Source organism: Mesorhizobium sp. M7A.F.Ce.TU.012.03.2.1 (assembly GCF_004006095.1).
Classification (GTDB): Bacteria; Pseudomonadota; Alphaproteobacteria; order Rhizobiales; family Rhizobiaceae; genus Mesorhizobium.
Window position 1 is genome coordinate 3754542 of sequence record NZ_CP034779.1, and the last position, 15023, is coordinate 3769564.

General features: G+C 63.4%; 12 protein-coding genes. 8 read left to right on the plus strand and 4 right to left on the minus strand.

Annotated features, from left to right (window positions below; all coding sequences use genetic code 11):
• Nucleotides 1-3: 3 nt before the first annotated feature.
• The 6 genes from EJ079_RS18255 to EJ079_RS18280 all read left to right on the plus strand — a co-directional run bounded on the left by EJ079_RS18255 (nt 4) and on the right by EJ079_RS18280 (nt 6067).
• Nucleotides 4-1029, plus strand: a complete 1026-nt coding sequence (locus EJ079_RS18255) for a zinc-binding dehydrogenase (protein ID WP_127809702.1) — start codon at nt 4-6, stop codon at nt 1027-1029.
• Nucleotides 1030-1061: 32 nt separating this feature from the next.
• Nucleotides 1062-1793, plus strand: coding sequence for a histidine utilization repressor (gene hutC, locus EJ079_RS18260; protein WP_013530484.1), 732 nt, complete (start codon nt 1062-1064; stop codon nt 1791-1793).
• Nucleotides 1794-1899: 106 nt separating this feature from the next.
• Entirely contained in the window at nt 1900-3198 is a 1299-nt protein-coding gene (locus tag EJ079_RS18265; RefSeq protein WP_127809703.1) for a hypothetical protein, read from the plus strand.
• Between the two features lie 200 nt (nt 3199-3398).
• A complete protein-coding gene (locus tag EJ079_RS18270) occupies nt 3399-4406 on the plus strand; it encodes an ABC transporter substrate-binding protein (protein ID WP_127811360.1) in 1008 nt (335 codons plus the stop codon).
• 100 nt (nt 4407-4506) lie between these two features.
• Nucleotides 4507-5274: an ABC transporter permease gene (locus tag EJ079_RS18275; protein WP_174800314.1), complete on the plus strand. Its 768-nt coding sequence runs from the start codon at nt 4507-4509 to the stop codon at nt 5272-5274.
• Nucleotides 5275-5284: 10 nt separating this feature from the next.
• Nucleotides 5285-6067 carry an ABC transporter ATP-binding protein gene (locus EJ079_RS18280; RefSeq protein ID WP_127269920.1) on the plus strand — a complete coding sequence of 261 codons (783 nt, stop codon included), beginning with the start codon at nt 5285-5287 and terminating at the stop codon, nt 6065-6067.
• Between the two features lie 26 nt (nt 6068-6093).
• On the opposite strand, the gene EJ079_RS18285 is transcribed toward EJ079_RS18280, so the two are convergent.
• The 4 genes from EJ079_RS18285 to EJ079_RS18305 form a co-directional block, all read right to left on the minus strand.
• Nucleotides 6094-7986 (minus strand): ABC transporter ATP-binding protein, encoded by a 1893-nt coding sequence (locus EJ079_RS18285; RefSeq protein WP_127809704.1) that lies wholly within the window; start codon nt 7984-7986, stop codon nt 6094-6096.
• On the minus strand, nt 7986-9848 hold the full coding sequence (locus EJ079_RS18290) for an ABC transporter ATP-binding protein (protein WP_127809705.1): 1863 nt from the start codon (nt 9846-9848) through the stop codon (nt 7986-7988). Before EJ079_RS18290 ends, EJ079_RS18285 begins: the two co-directional genes overlap by 1 nt.
• A gap of 391 nt (nt 9849-10239) precedes the next feature.
• A complete protein-coding gene (locus EJ079_RS18300; protein WP_127809706.1) occupies nt 10240-10662 on the minus strand; it encodes a hypothetical protein in 423 nt (140 codons plus the stop codon).
• Between the two features lie 204 nt (nt 10663-10866).
• Nucleotides 10867-12672 (minus strand): ABC transporter ATP-binding protein, encoded by a 1806-nt coding sequence (locus EJ079_RS18305; protein ID WP_127809707.1) that lies wholly within the window; start codon nt 12670-12672, stop codon nt 10867-10869.
• A gap of 190 nt (nt 12673-12862) precedes the next feature.
• Between EJ079_RS18305 and EJ079_RS18310 the strand changes: the two genes are divergently transcribed.
• The gene (locus EJ079_RS18310) at nt 12863-14221 is read left to right on the plus strand and encodes an LLM class flavin-dependent oxidoreductase (protein WP_127809708.1); all 1359 of its coding nucleotides are present in this window, start codon (nt 12863-12865) and stop codon (nt 14219-14221) included.
• A 21-nt stretch (nt 14222-14242) separates the two neighbouring features.
• Nucleotides 14243-15019: a DUF427 domain-containing protein gene (locus tag EJ079_RS18315; RefSeq protein WP_127809709.1), complete on the plus strand. Its 777-nt coding sequence runs from the start codon at nt 14243-14245 to the stop codon at nt 15017-15019.
• The last annotated feature ends 4 nt before the right edge of the window (nt 15020-15023 follow it).

The window sequence follows — 15023 nt, forward strand, 5'->3', positions numbered from 1 at the left end:
GCGATGAAGGCCGCACGACTGTATGGACCTGGTGACCTGCGTGTCGAGGACATCGCCCCGCCAGGCGTGCCGGGTGCGGGCTGGGTGAAGCTCAGGGTCGACGCCGCCGGCATTTGCGGTTCGGACCTGCACAATTTCCGCACGGGACGGTGGATAAGCCGGTCGCCTTCGACGGCCGGCCATGAGCTGACCGGCACGGTGACTGCCATCGGCGCGGGCGTGGACGCCTTCGCCGTCGGCGACAGGGTGGTCGCTGATTCTCGGTTCTGGTGCGGAGACTGCGCGCAATGTCATGGCGGCAGGCGGCAGCTCTGCGCGTCACTGGGCTTCGTCGGAGAGGTCTGCGACGGCGGGTTTGCCGAACAGGCGGTGCTGCCCGCACGGCTCTTGCATATCATCGATGCCGGGCTCGACGAGCGGGTCGCGGCGATGGCCGAGCCGCTGGCGGTGGCGCTGCACGCGGTGCGGCGCCTGCCGAAAACGGCCGGCTCGGTGCTGGTCGTCGGCTGCGGGCCGATCGGCGGTCTTGCCGCGCTATTGCTGTCGCGAACCTTCGCCGGCACCGTGCTCGTCGCCGACCGCAACCAAGCTCGCAGCGCCCGCGTGTCGCAGGTGACGGGTGCCAGGATCGTCGATCTGAACCGAGATGCCGTTGCCGCCGCAACCGCCAATGCCCCGCTGCTCGCGGCCATTGAGGCGACCGGCAGCGTCGCGGCGCTCAACCAGTTGCTTGGCGTTGTCGATCCCGGCGGCACGATCGCCATGGTGGGCATCTTCCATGGCCGCCTCGACATTGATCCCAATACGCTGGTCGAACGCGAAATCGGCTTGCTGGGATGCCACGCCTTTGCCGATGAGCTGCCCGAGGCGGTGCGGATGCTAGGTGAACTCAGCGAACCGCTGTTGGCGCTGATCGACCAGGAGATCGGCCTGGATGACATTCCGGCTGCCTATGAGCGGCTGTTGGCGGGACACAGCGACGGCTTGAAAACAATCATCCGCATGCGGCAACCTGTCGAGCAGTCGTGATTTCCGATGAATCGCCGGAAAGGACTTTTGAAATGATCACTTTGCCCGACACGGCCAGCCCTCTTTACGAGAAGGTGAAGGACTACATCCTGGCGAACATCGGAACGGGCCGGTGGGGCAAGGATCGCAAGCTGCCGTCCGAGAACGAGTTGGTGGCGTCGCTCGGCGTGTCGCGGATGACGGTTCACCGGGCGCTCAGAGAGTTGACCTCGGCCGGGTTCCTGATCCGCCTGCAAGGTGTGGGAACCTTCATCGCGCCGCCGCGGCCGCAATCGACGCTGATCGAGATCAACAACATCGCAGCCGAGATCGTCGAGCGCGGCAACAGGCATCGTTCCGAAGTCCTCGTCCTCGAAACCATCATGCCGACAAAGGAGCTGGCGCTGTCGTTCGAGTTTCCAAAGCGCGTCTCGATCTATCATTCCGTCGTCGTCAATTTCGAGAATGATCTGCCGGTGCAGCTGGAAGAGCGCTTCGTCAATCCGAGCCTCATTCCCGATTACGACAAGCAGGATTTTTCGAAGACGGCGACCTACGACTATCTCATGCAGAAAACCCCGGTGACCGAAGTCGAGCATATCATCTCGGCGATCCCGGCCGACGCCGAGACGGCGCGGCATCTGGGCATCGATGTCGGCGCCTGCTGCCTTTTCCTGCACCGCCGGACATGGACAGGCGCGGTGGTGGCCACCATCAGCAAGCTGACTTATGCCGGCAGCCGCTACTCGCTCGGCAGCCGCTATTCCCCTTCAAAAAGCAGCTAACGGAAGCAGGACGAATGCAAGTCGGAGCGGTTTCGTTGTCAATGTATATACATGTGCTGACGAGAACGCTTTCGCTCTCGAATGGACGGGCCAAGAAGGACAACAGATGACGCAGACACCGAGTCGCACGGCGCAGATCCGGGCACTCGCGCAGCATGATGTTGCCGAAGCACAAAGCGCGCTGGCGGCATTGCTGGGCGACCTGTTCGCGATGAGTCCCCGCAATGTGCGCATCAACTTCGACAAATACAGCCTCAATTCCCTGAACGGCTTCTTCGAAGACGACGGCAAGGCCTACTTCTTCAAGTTCCATCAGGAGGAGCGGGAGGAGGCGATGACGGGCGAGTATTACCGCGCCGAGATTCTGTCGCGCGCCGGCCTGCCGGTCGACCAACCCGTACACATGTCGGCGCAGCCCGGCGAGCAGATCCTTGTCTACCGCCGCCGCACGGATCCGAGGTTTTCGGATGTGCTGTTCGCGCTGGATGCGCAGGACGATGCCGGCAAGCGGCAAGAAGCCGTTCTTGCCGAGCGCGGCCTGTCGGCCAGGCTGCTCAAGGTCTATCTCGAGACGCTGCATCCGGTGACTGTCGCGGAGGTCTCGGCGGAGCCGATCCACAGGCTGTTTCATGAGCGGCTGATCGATGCAAACACACGCTTGTCGCCAGGCGGCCGGCTGGCCGATTTCTATGTCGGCAAGCCGTTCGTCTTTCCCGGTGCCGAGCTGGATTGGGATCGGTTTTCCCGGCTGAAATTCGTCATCAACGGCCAGCAGTACACCCACAGCGTCGGTGAGCTTTTCGATGCCGCCGCGGTGCGCTTGCGGCCCGACCGGCTTGCCGATGCCGGCGGCGTGGTCGCGCATGGCGACGCCCACAACGCCAATGTCTGGTACACGGCTAAGGCGGGGAGGGCGGAACTGTCCTTCTTCGATCCCGCCTTTGCCGGCTCGCATATCCCGACGCTGCTGGCGGAGGTGAAGGCGACGTTCCACAACATCTTTGCCCATCCGTTCTGGCTCTATGATCCGGCGACCGCGACAGAGGCTTTTCGCGCCCAGGCGCGGCTGGACGGAAATCTGCTCCATGTCGACACGGACTGGGACCTGAGCCCCGTCCGCCGCGACCTGCTGGAGGTCAAGGCGACAGCGCTGTGGCGGCCATTGCTGCTGGAGCTCAAACGGCGCGGCATGCTGCCGGCCGATTGGCGCGCGGTGCTGCGGGCCGGTCTTTTCCTGTCGCCGACGCTGGTCATGAACCTGCGGGCCGACGCGCGCAGCCATACGCGGGTCTCCTCCCTCATTGCCTTCTCAGTCGCGGTCATGGTCGGCAGCGAACCCGTTGCCGGAGCCGATCGGGTGACGGGTTTCCTCGATCGGATCGATCCGGAAAAGCGTGAAAATTGAGTCTTTCCAACTTGTATATGCATGTATGTATTTTAGCCTTGACATCCGCTCCCGCTGACGCTGAAATATCCTCGCACTTCACCATGAAGTGGCAGGTAAGACGCCGAGGCACAGTGCCGCAAGAGCAGAAACCCGCAGTCTCACCAGACCGGCTGCCTGGGTTAGAAAAAGCGGTCTGATCATCAAGGGGAACAAAGATGATGCGTAACCTAACAGGACAATTTCGCGCGCTCGTGATGGCCGCCGCCATCGGGCTGGCCACCGCCCCGGCAGCCTACGCAGCCGACGCGGCCATTCCCACCACGCCCGAGGCAGGAGCGTTCAAGATCGGCATCGAGCCCTGGCTTGGCTATGGCCAATGGCATGTCGCCGAGGCCAAGGGCCTGTTCAAGACAAACGGGCTGAGCGACGTCCAGATCGTCAATTTCGCCGAGGACAAGGACATCAACGCAGCACTTGCAAGCGGCCAGCTCGACGCCGCCAACATCGCGACCCACACAGCGATGGGCATGGTTGCGGCCGGCCTGCCGGTGAAGATCGTGCTGCTGCTCGACGTCTCCATGACCGCCGACGCCATCATCGCCGGCAAGGACGTCACCTCCATCGCGGACCTCAAGGGCAAGCAGGTGGCCTTCGAGGAAGGCACGACGAGCGACATCCTGCTCAAATACGCGCTCGCCAGGAACGGCATGTCGATCGACGATGTGAAGCCGGTTCCGATGCCGGCGTCCGATGCCGGCAGCGCCTTGATCGCCGGCCAGGTGCCGGTTGCGGTGACCTATGAACCGTACCTCACCGTCGCCATGGCGCAGAACAAGGACCTCAAGCTGCTGTTCACCGCCGGCGAGGATCCCGGCCTGATCAGCGACGTGCTGGTGGTGCGTGACGAGGTGATCAAGTCGCGGCCCGGCCAGGTGCTGGCCATGATCAAGAGCTGGGACGCGGCGCTCAAGAACTACAATGCCGACACGCCCGGTGGACGCGCCATCATCGCCAAGGCCGTCGGTTCGGACGTCAAGGACCTCAACACCGCCTTTGACGGCGTACGCTACTACTCACTCGCCGAAAACAAGACGGCGCTGACAGGCGACTTCACCACCAAGACCTTCGCCGATGTCGAAGCCGCCGCCAAGAACGCCAAGCTGCTGCAGGCCGATGTGACGCCGGAGCAGATGATCGACCCGGCCTTCGTCAAGGCAGCGGAATGACCAAGGCCGGATCGCGGTGGTGACACAGATGCCCCGGGAGCGACCGGCGGCAGGACCGGTCACGAAACCGGCGAGGCGCCGCCGATCCTCCGGGATCGGCGTGCCCATCGCCAGGTCGCGCTTCCTGGTCATCGCGGTGGCCGTGTTCATCGGGCTCGGCCTTGCCTGGTGGGCGGCGACCGGACTGGGGTTGGTAAAGCCGATCTTCCTGCCGTCGCCGGGCAGCGTAGCTATGCAGATCGCCAAGCTCGCGACCGACGGCACGTTGTGGCTGGACCTCAAAGCCTCGATGTATCGTATCTCCATCGGCTTCCTCATCGCCTCGGCACTGTCGATACCGATCGGCGTGCTGATCGGCAGTTTCCGGTCCTGGGAAGCGGCCATCGAGCCGCTGGTTGATTTCATCCGCTACATGCCGGTCGTAGCCTTCGTGCCGCTCTCCATCCTGTGGGCGGGCACCGGCGATTCGCAGAAGTTCCTGATCATCTTCATCGGCACCTTCTTCCAGCAGGTGCTGATGATCATGGACAATGTGAAACGGGTTCCAGCCGATTTCATTGGCCTTGGGCGTACACTCGGCTTGCCGGATCGCAAGATCCTGACGCGCATCGTCGTTCCCAGCGCCTTGCCGGGCATCTGGGATACGCTGCGCATCAGCCTGGGCTGGGCATGGACCTGGCTGGTGCTGGCCGAACTTGTCGCCGCGACTTCGGGGCTCGGCTATCGCATCACCGTGTCGCAGCGGTATTTCCAGACCAACACGATCATCGGCTACATCCTGCTGCTTGGCCTGCTCGGCCTCATCACCGACCAGGTGATGAAGGCGCTGGAAAAGGTGCTGTTCAAGCAAGAGGGCCGCTCGCAATGAGGTCCAGCCGATGAGCCCCCCCAAATTGCGGATCGCCGGCCTCCACAAGAGCTTCGGCACCGGCGAGCGGCGCACGGAAGTGCTGCGCGACATCAATCTCGATCTTGCCGACAACGAGTTTGTCTCCCTGGTCGGCACGTCGGGCTGCGGCAAGAGCACGCTGCTGTCGATCGTGGCCGGACTGCAGGACTTCGACGCCGGCGATCTCAGCATCGATGGCGCGCCGATCCTGCAGCCGGGTCTCGACCGTGGCGTCGTCTTCCAGTCCTACACGCTGCTTCCCTGGCTGACGGCGCGGCAGAACATCGAATTTGCCCTCAAGGCCGCCGGTTACGATCGCCCGACCTGCCGCAGGATCGCGCTGGAACATCTCGAACTCGTCAAGCTGTCCGACAGCGCCGACCGCTATCCGGCCGAACTCTCGGGCGGCATGAAACAGCGCGTCGCCATTGCGCGCGCGCTTTCCTACCGGCCCAAGATGCTGTTGATGGACGAGCCCTTCGGCGCGCTCGATGCCTTGACCCGGCATCAGATGCAGGAACTGCTCACCCAGATCTGGGAGGAACACAGGTTGACCGTCCTGTTTGTCACTCATGATGTGGAGGAGGCCGTCTATCTGTCGGACCGCATCGTCGTCATGGGGATCGGCCCGGGACGCATCACGCAGACCTTCAACGTCGATATCGAGCGCCCGCGCCGCGAAGAGGTGATGGAAAGCCCTGCATTCATGGATCTGCAGCGCGGCGTGCACAAGGCCATCCGCGAAGGTTCAAAACGCCCCGAAATGGCGTAGGCGCCTGTGGTCATCAGTAGGCCCAATCACGTCGCCTTGCCGACCGCCGCATCCAACTCCAGCTCGCCTTCGGAAATATCGTCGAACGAGGCGTAGTTCATGTTGTAGAGGCGGGCGTAGAGGCCTTTTCGGCCCATCAATTGGTCGTGGTTGCCGCTTTCGACGATCTCGCCGTTCTGCAGCACGATGATGCGGTCGGCGCCGCGGATGGTCGCAAGACGGTGGGCGATGACCAGCCCGGTGCGGCCTTCCAGCAGCGTGATCAGCGCCTTCTGGATCAGCATTTCGGTGTAGGAATCGATGCTGGCCGTGGCTTCGTCGAGCACCAGGATCTTGGCATCCGCCACCAGCGCGCGCGCAAAACTGATCAGCTGGCGCTGGCCGAGCGAGAGATTGCCGCCGCGCTGCTCGAGTTCGGCATCGTAGCCATCTGGCAGGTTCTCGATGAAATCGTGCGCGCCGACGGCCTGTGCGGCGCGCACCACCTCTTCGCGGCTGGCTGATGTCTTGTGGTAGCGGATGTTTTCCAGCACCGAGCCGGAGAACAGGAACGGCTCCTGCAGAACCATCGCCACCTGATCGCCGAGCGAATCCTGGGTCAGGTCACGCACATCATGGCCGCCGACCAGAACCTCGCCCGACCAGACATCATAGAAGCGGTGCACCAGCGCCATAGAGCTGGACTTGCCCGATCCGGTAGGGCCGACAAGGGCCACGGTCTCGCCCGGATTGACGCGAAAGGAGATGTTCTTCAGCACCGACTGGTTCGGCCTATAGCCGAAGGTGACGTTCCTGAACTCGACCGAGCCGTCCATGTCGCGCGACAGCGCGATAGCACCGTCCTTGTCGCTGACGTCGACCGGCACGTCGAGCACTTCGGAGATGCGCTGGCCCGAAGCCATGGCGCGCTGCATGACGCTGTATTGCATGGTCAGCGAGCGGATCGGGTCGAAGAAGCGCTGGATGTAGAACAGGAACGCCACCATGACGCCGATGTCGAGGCTGTGCGACAGCACCATCGAACCGCCGACGACGATGACGGTCGCCATGGCGATGCCGGTCAGCGTGTCGACGATCGGCACCATCACCTGCGCGTATTTCGCCGAGGTCAGATGGGCATTGAGATTGGCCAGCACCTTCTCGTCGTAGAGGTCGAAATTGACGTGCTGGCGCTCCAGGCTCTGCACCGTGCGCACGCCATGGATGCCTTCGGCCAGCGCGCCATTGGCGATCGAGTTGGTTTCGTGCGCGGCCATGAAGGCGACCTTGGCGCGCGGCAGCCAGAACAGGCGCACGATGAACAGCACCGGCATGGTCGACAGCGTCAGCAGGCCGAGCCGGAAATCCAGCCACAAAAGCACGCTGACGATGCCGAACAGCAGCACGATGTCGCCCACCGACATGACCGACGTTTCGAGGAATTCCTGCATCGAATTGACGTCGCCCTGCAGGCGCGACATCAGCCGCCCGACCTCGGTCTTGTCCATGAAGCTCAGCGAGACACGCTGCAGATGGCTGAACATGGCGCGGCGCAAATCGGAGAGCACGTTCTCGGCCACCTTGCCGACGACGCTTTCCTGCACATAGCTTGCGGCATAGTTGATCAGGATGATGACGGTGAAAGTGATGATCGCTGCGATCATCACCGATTGATCGAGCTTGCCTGCCGTCATGCCGTGGTCGATGGCGTAGCGGATGACCAGCGGGATCGCCAACTGCGTCAGCGTGAACACAAGCACCGCGGCGACCGAGATGAAGATCCGGCTCTGATACGGTTTCACGAAGCTCCAGATGCGCCTGACGATGCGCGGGTCGTAGGCTTTGCCGAAAACCTCTTCGTCGTCGCGGTGCGAGCCTACGACCGCCTTCGTCGGCCGGCCGTTGGTGTCTTCCTTGTCGTCGTCGCTCTGTGTCGACATCACGCGGCTCCCATGGCCGCAGGCCGGTCGTCTTCCGGCCGCAGCTGCAGGTCGTACAGCGCGCGATAGCGTCCACCCAGCGCCAGCAATTCCTCATGCGTGCCGCGCTCGACGATCCGGCCGCCTTCGACGAACAGGATCTGGTCGGCATGCATCAGGGAGCTCAGCCGGTGCGAGATGATGAGTGTGACGCGGTCCCTGGCGAAGCGCTTCATCGCCGCCCGGATGCGCTGTTCGGTACCGGCATCTATTGCCGCGGTCGAATCGTCGAAGACCAGCACCGATGGCCGCAGCATCAGGCTCCGCGCAATGGTCAGGCGCTGCCGCTGGCCACCGGAAAGCGACGCGCCGCGCTCGCCGACAACCGTGGTGTAACCGGCCGGGAGGCCCATGATGTAATTGTGCAGCTGGGCGTACTCGGCTGCCTGCCCGATGCGGGTCTCGCGCGCCCAGGGATTGCCATAGGCGATGTTGTTCTCGATCGAGGTGGTGAACAGGAACGCATCCTGCTGCACGACGCCGACGGCCTTGCGCAGCGATTTCAGCGTCACCTCACGAATGTCCTGGCCGTCGATGGTGATCGAACCCGAAGTGACGTCGTAGAAACGCGGGATCAGATGCGCGATGGTCGACTTGCCGCTGCCCGGTGGGCCGACAATGCCGATGGTCTCGCCAGACCGGGCCTCGAAGGAGATGCCGGACAGTGTCGACCGGCCGCCCGCGCCCTCATAGCGAAAGCCGACATTGTCGAAGCGCAGCACGCCGTCGCTGACGACGAGATCCCTGGCGCCGGGCGCGTCCTCGATGTCGAGTTCGGCGTCGAGCAGTTCGAACAGGCGGGTGCCGCAGGTCGAGGCGCGGGCGAAGGAATTGACCATCAGCCCGAGCTGGCGCACCGGCATCTGCAGGATGGTCATGAAGGTGAGGAACTGCGCCAGCGTGCCGACGCTGATCTGGCCTGCGATCACCTTCTGACCGCCGAACCACAGGACCAGCCCCATGGCAGCCAGGAACGAGAAGTTCATGGCGCTGGTGTTGGCGACGCGGATGTCGACGCGCTGATTGGCGAGGTCCAGTGCATCGCGCTTGGCGCGATCGAATTTTTCCAGCTCATGCCGCTGCGCTGCGAAAGCGCGCACGACACGGATACCGCCGAGGTTCTCATCCATCACCCGGCTCAGCACCGAGAGGCGCTCCTGCAACGTCAGCCAGGTGCTGCGCAGTTTGAGCTGGGTGACCGAGGACCGCCAGGCGACGAAGGGCACGAAACTCAGGCTGAGCAGCCCGAGCATGGGATCGGTGCTGATCAGGAGATAGGCGCCGACGCCGATCAGCACGCCGAGCAGCACCACGCGCAAAATGCCAGTGGAAAAGAACATGCGCACGCCGTCGAGATCGAGCAGGCCGAGCGTGATGAGATCGCCGGTGTGGACCCTGTCGTGGTAGGCGAAGCTCAGGCGCTGGATCTTCTCGTAGAAAGCCAGGCGCAGTTCATAGCCGGTGCGGTGGCCGACGGCCTCGCCATAGTAGTTCTGCGCCATTGTGAAGAGGCCGCGCAGGATCGAGACAACGAGCAGCGTCAGCGCCGTATTCCACAGCGCCTGTTCCGCGGCAGCGCCGGCACCCGCGGCCATGACGCCCTGCGCCTGGTCGATGGCGCGGCCCAGCAGGCGGGGAATGAAAAGCTGCAAGGTCGCGGCAATAAAGGTCGAGACGATGGTGATGGCGACCTGCCAGGGATGGCGCAGCGTCATGCGCACGATGCGGAGCAAGGTGCTGAGGCCCTTGCCCCAAGAGGCTTCCGCCACATGGGCAAACGATTTGCCGCGCTCCGGCGCGCCGCCGATTGCTTGCGTGTTCAAGGGAAATATCCAAACCAATCCGGAGGTTAGTCCGGACTAATAAAGCAGACTCAATTCAGATGGCGCGATGTTACGCGTGTCCGACTTGGCCGTTCAAGAGCCAATTCCGGTATCGCACTGTGCCTGAACGGAAAGCGAGCATGCGACTGCGATCCGGCTGGCACCAGCGACGGAATCCTCTTGCTGAAGGGCGTTGGCCGGACGAGGCCAGCATCCGGCTGTACGCAAGCGACGGCCGGACGGCGTGCGATCTTCCATCCGGCCGGAATCCGGTCTGCTAGAGCCGGATGATTTCAGGTCGAATCGAGCTGAAATCTGAATCCGTCTCTAAATCAAAGAGATAGAGTATGATGTCGTCCGAAAACCGCTTCACACTTTTCGGCATCATGCTCTAGGCAGGTATCAGGACGGCGATACGATGGACGCCGACCTCCTTGCTTGTATTCGTCGCCTCGTCGGTCTTGCCCTTGGCGCAGGTGTACATGTCGCCTTCCTTGAGCTTGAATTCCTTGTCGGCTTTCTTGATCGTGAACGCGCCTGAAGTAATGGTGCAGACCATGTCATTGTCCATCACCATCTGAGGCGCGTGTGCGCCGGGCTGGAACACCACGTCGACGATTGCGATGCTCTTGTAGGCGGGAATGTCGGAGTCGCCGGTGCTGACCTCAACCACCCTGACACCGGGCGCAATCTCCTTGCCTTCCTTCGGGCCGTATTTCTTGACCTTCGCTGACGCCGCCAGGGTGAACAGAGGCGTTATCGCGGCAGCCGTCACACCCAGAGCAATTGCAGACCTGCGATTCATGGTTTTCATCGCATCCTCCCACATGTTCGTCACGAACGAATGTGCATGACCGCAATATATTAGCACAGACGAATATATTTGTATGCGAGGAAGCGCCCAACTAAAGCATGGCCGCGTGAACTTCGCAGTAGCCGTCGGAGAGGTTCCATACATCGACGATTTGCTTGCCGCTAAACCCCGCTGCTGCGGACCTTCGTACTGCTGTTGAGCCGTTCAAAAACCCTGGCCGTGCCGCCAGCAGGCGATCCGGTGGCCGGGCGCGACCTCGTTGGCGGGCGGTTCTGCCTTTCTGCAGTCGGGCAGGACCAGGGGGCAGCGATCGGCGAAGGCGCATCCGGTGTTCGGGACACCGGTGGCCTCGATCTCGGCTGGAGCGGATAGTTTCGGCTCGGCCTCATCGGAAGAAGCGGCCAGCAGCAGGGCCGTATAGGGGTGGTTGGGACCTTTGAAAATCTGGTCGGATGAACCGGTTTCGACCAGGCGTCCGCGATAGAGCACGCCGATCCTGTCGGCCATGTAGCGCACCACCCTGAGGTCGTGGCTGATGAACAGATAGGTCGTGTCCTTGTCGCGCTGCAGGTCGTTGAGCAGGTTGAGAACGGTCGCCTGGACGGAGACGTCGAGCGCGGAGGTCGGTTCATCGAGCACGACGACCTTCGGCACGCCGGCGAAGGCGCGCGCGATCGCCGCCCGCTGCCGCTGGCCGCCGGACAGCGAGCGCGACTTCTGCTCGGCGGTAGTGCCGGCGAGGCGAACCGAGCCCAGCAGGTCGCCGACGCGGGCTCTCACCTCGCTGCGGCGCAGGCCGGCGAGCCGGCGCAGCGGGCGGCCGAGGATGCGGCCGATCCGCTGGCGCGGGTTGAGCGTGCGATCCGGCGACTGGAAGACCATCTGCACGTCGCGGCGTTCGGCAAGGTTTCTCTTCTCGACGCGCGGCGCGACCGTCCTGCCGAACAGCTCGACCGATCCGGCATTGGGCATCTGCAGGCCGGTGACGATGCGTGCCAGGGTCGACTTGCCCGAACCGGACTCACCTATCAGCCCGAAGGTTTCGCCCTGGCCGATGTCGAGATCGATGCCGTGCAGCACTGGCTGGCTGCCGAAGACATGGCTGATGCCTTTGCAGGCGATCGCGATCCGGCGTTCTTTTGGCAAGCCGGCGTCTTCGCCTTGCGCTGTGGGGTGCGCTGGCATGCCGTCCTCCGCCAGTCTTCCGTCCCGCTTGGTGTAGTTGAGCGCCGGGATCGAGGCGATGAGCGCCTTGGTGTAGGCGTGAGAGGGGTTGTCGAAGACATCGCCCGCAACGCCGCTTTCGACCACGGTTCCCGCCTGCATCACCGCCACCCGGTCGCAGGAGCGGCGGATCATGTTGATGTCGTGGCTGATCAGCAGGATGCTGGTTTTGTGATCCTTGCGCAGGTCGGAGAGGATGGCGATGATCTCGGACTGGACGCTGGCGTCGAGCGCCGTCGTCGGCTCATCCAGCACCAGCAGCGACGGGTCGAGCGCAATCGCGATGGCGATGTTGGCGCGCTGCTGCATGCCGCCGGAGAGTTCGTGCGGATAGAGATCCAGCACACGCTCCGGATGGCTGACGCGGACCCGGCCGAGCAGTTCGGCCGCACGCTCGCGCGCCTCGTCGAGGCGAACCGGGCGGTGCCGCATGATCGTCTCGGTGATCTGCCGGCCGATCGTCATGCTTGGATTGAGCGCCGCGCCCGGATGCTGGTAGACGGCCGCGATTTGATTTCCCCTGAGCCGGCGGAGCTGCTCGGCGGAAAGGTCGCGGATTTCGCGGCCCTGGAATTCAAGCGCTGAGGCCGCGATACGGGCGTTCTTCGGCAGATAACGCAGGATGGCGAGCGCCACAGAGCTTTTGCCCGATCCTGACTCGCCGACCAGGCCGAGCGCCTCGCCTTGGCCTATGTGCAGCGACACGCCGCTGACGGCGGGATGTGATCCCTTGCGCCCGTCATAGGCGACGGACAGCTGGTCTACGTTCAGAACCGAGGAGGACATGGGGACTTGAAACCACTTTCTTCCAGCGCCGCCATCGAGGGCAATCGCTTCCGCTTTCGGAGTGCATTATCTCTATAAAATTACTCGGATTAAGCCGAAGCGCAATCTACCTTTCATGCCTCAGGAGAGATTGTCGCCGTCTGCCGAGGCAGCGCGACGGTCTCCGGAGCAGATCTGGAAGGAGGCCGTCATGGCTCGAGACCACATGATCCTCAGCGCATTCTTCTTCAACCCGCAGGGCGATCACCGGATGTCGTGGCGCCATCCCAGGGCGCCGGAACGGGAGGTGCTGGACTTCGAATTCTACCGCGATCTCGTGCAGGCGGCCGAGCGCGCCAGGATCGACACCATCTTCGTCGCCGACCACGTTTCGATTTGGGATTCGGTCAAGAGCGGCGTCGCCCACTACGCCAATGCGCGCCTCGAACCGCTGACGCTGCTCTCGGCGCTGGCGGGCGTGACCAAGCATATCGGCCTGATCACCACGGCATCGAGTTCCTACAGCGAGCCCTACAATGTGGCGCGCATGTTCGCCTCGCTCGACCACATCAGCAAGGGCAGGGCGTCGTGGAACGTCGTCACCTCGGCGATGGACGAGGAGGCGCGCAATTTCGGCCGCGACGGCAATATCGAACATGCGTTCCGCTACGAGCGTGCGGCCGAATTCCTCGATATCGTCAAAGCGCTGTGGGACAGCTGGGAAGACGAGGCGCTGCTGATCGACAAGGCGTCGGGCTATTTCGCCGACCCCGACAAGGTCCACCCCGTCGACCACAAGGGCAAGCATTTCAAGGTGCGCGGGCCGCTCAACGTCTCGCGGCCGCCGCAAGGCCATCCGCTGATCGTCCAGGCCGGATCCTCCGAAGACGGCAAGAACTTCGCCACCGCACAGGCCGATGCGCACTTCGCCATCTACAGCACCAAGGAGGATGGCATCAAATACCGTCAGGATATCAACGAGCGGCTGGCCCGCCACGGCAGGCGGCCGGAGAGCTTCAAGATCCTGCCCGGCATCCTGCCTGTTGTCGCCGCCTCCGAAGCAGAAGGCCGGGAAAAGCAGGAATACCTGCAGACCTTGCTGCCGGATCAGGTCGGCATCGACCTTCTGTCCAGCTGGAGCGGGTTGGACCTGTCGCTGTTCCCGCCGGACGGGCCATTGCCGCCGCTGCCGGACGAGAGCACGTTCAACGGCGGACGCACGTCGCTCAACCGGGTCAAGCAATGGGCGAAGCAGAATCTCAGCCTGCGCGAGATCGCCCGCAAACTCGCCAACAGCGGTTCGGTGCCGACCGTCGCCGGCACGCCGGTACAGATCGCCGACCAGTTGCAGGACTGGTTCGTTTCCGGTGCCGCCGACGGCTTCAACCTGATGTTCCCACTGCTGCCCGAGGACTGGGTGAATTTCGCCGAACAGGTGGTTCCGGAGCTGCAGCGGCGCGGCGTGTTCCCGACCGAATACGCGCCGGGAACGTTGCGCGACCGCTTCGGCCTGGCGCGACCAGCCAATCGCTTCGCCGAACAACGCGACAATGCGCGCGCGGTGTCCTGACGTCAGGCCGGGAGAACGATCATGACCGTTGCACCAAGATTGCAGCCCCGCGAAGCCACCGCGCCGCAGCTCGTCAATGTCCTGCACAGCCCCAAGCGCGTGCGCGTCAAGTTCGGCGGCCGCACCATCGCCGACAGCCGCAACGTGCTCGTGCTGCGCTCCAACCATTTCCTGCCGATCTATTTCTTCCCGCCGTCAGCGGTCGACCCGTCGGTGCTGAGACCCTCACTGCATCGCGAACCGCACCCGGTCGGTGGCGAAACCGCCTATTGGGATATCGACAGCGGTGACAGGCGCAGCGCCAACGCGGCCTGGGCGTTCGTGTCGCCACCGGATGAAAACCTGGCGCCTCTGGCCGGCCGCATCGCCTTCACCTGGAAAGCCGTCGACCAATGGTTCGAGGAGGAAGAGGAAGTCTTCGTCCACGCCCGCGATCCCTACGCACGCATCGATGTGCTGCAGAGCTCCAGCCATGTGCAGGTCTGGTTCGACGGCGAGCCGATCGCCGACAGCCACCGCCCGGTTCTGCTGTTCGAGACGCATCTGCCAACGCGTTTTTATCTGCCCGCGGAAGACATCCGGCTGGAGCGGCTGACGGCGTCCGTCACAACGACGCGATGTCCTTACAAGGGCATCGCCTCCTATTGGTCCGGCCTGCTGAGCGACGGCTCGGTGCGCCCTGACATCGCCTGGAGCTACCGGGATCCCATAGAGGAAATACCCAAGATCAAGGGCCTCATCGCCTTCTATCCGCAGGCCGTCGACCGCATCCATCTCGACGGCGAACCCGTCGCATAGGTTT

Excerpts from the sequence above, each read along its gene's own strand:
- EJ079_RS18255 (WP_127809702.1), top strand. The coding sequence starts at position 4 with ATGAAGGCCGCACGACTGTATGGACCTGGTGACCTGCGTGTCGAGGAC.
- hutC (WP_013530484.1), top strand. The coding sequence starts at position 1,062 with ATGATCACTTTGCCCGACACGGCCAGCCCTCTTTACGAGAAGGTGAAG.
- EJ079_RS18265 (WP_127809703.1), top strand. The coding sequence starts at position 1,900 with ATGACGCAGACACCGAGTCGCACGGCGCAGATCCGGGCACTCGCGCAG.
- EJ079_RS18270 (WP_127811360.1), top strand. The coding sequence starts at position 3,399 with ATGCGTAACCTAACAGGACAATTTCGCGCGCTCGTGATGGCCGCCGCC.
- EJ079_RS18280 (WP_127269920.1), top strand. The coding sequence starts at position 5,285 with ATGAGCCCCCCCAAATTGCGGATCGCCGGCCTCCACAAGAGCTTCGGC.
- EJ079_RS18285 (WP_127809704.1), bottom strand. The coding sequence starts at position 7,986 with ATGTCGACACAGAGCGACGACGACAAGGAAGACACCAACGGCCGGCCG.
- EJ079_RS18300 (WP_127809706.1), bottom strand. The coding sequence starts at position 10,662 with ATGAAAACCATGAATCGCAGGTCTGCAATTGCTCTGGGTGTGACGGCT.
- EJ079_RS18305 (WP_127809707.1), bottom strand. The coding sequence starts at position 12,672 with ATGTCCTCCTCGGTTCTGAACGTAGACCAGCTGTCCGTCGCCTATGAC.
- EJ079_RS18310 (WP_127809708.1), top strand. The coding sequence starts at position 12,863 with ATGGCTCGAGACCACATGATCCTCAGCGCATTCTTCTTCAACCCGCAG.
- EJ079_RS18315 (WP_127809709.1), top strand. The coding sequence starts at position 14,243 with ATGACCGTTGCACCAAGATTGCAGCCCCGCGAAGCCACCGCGCCGCAG.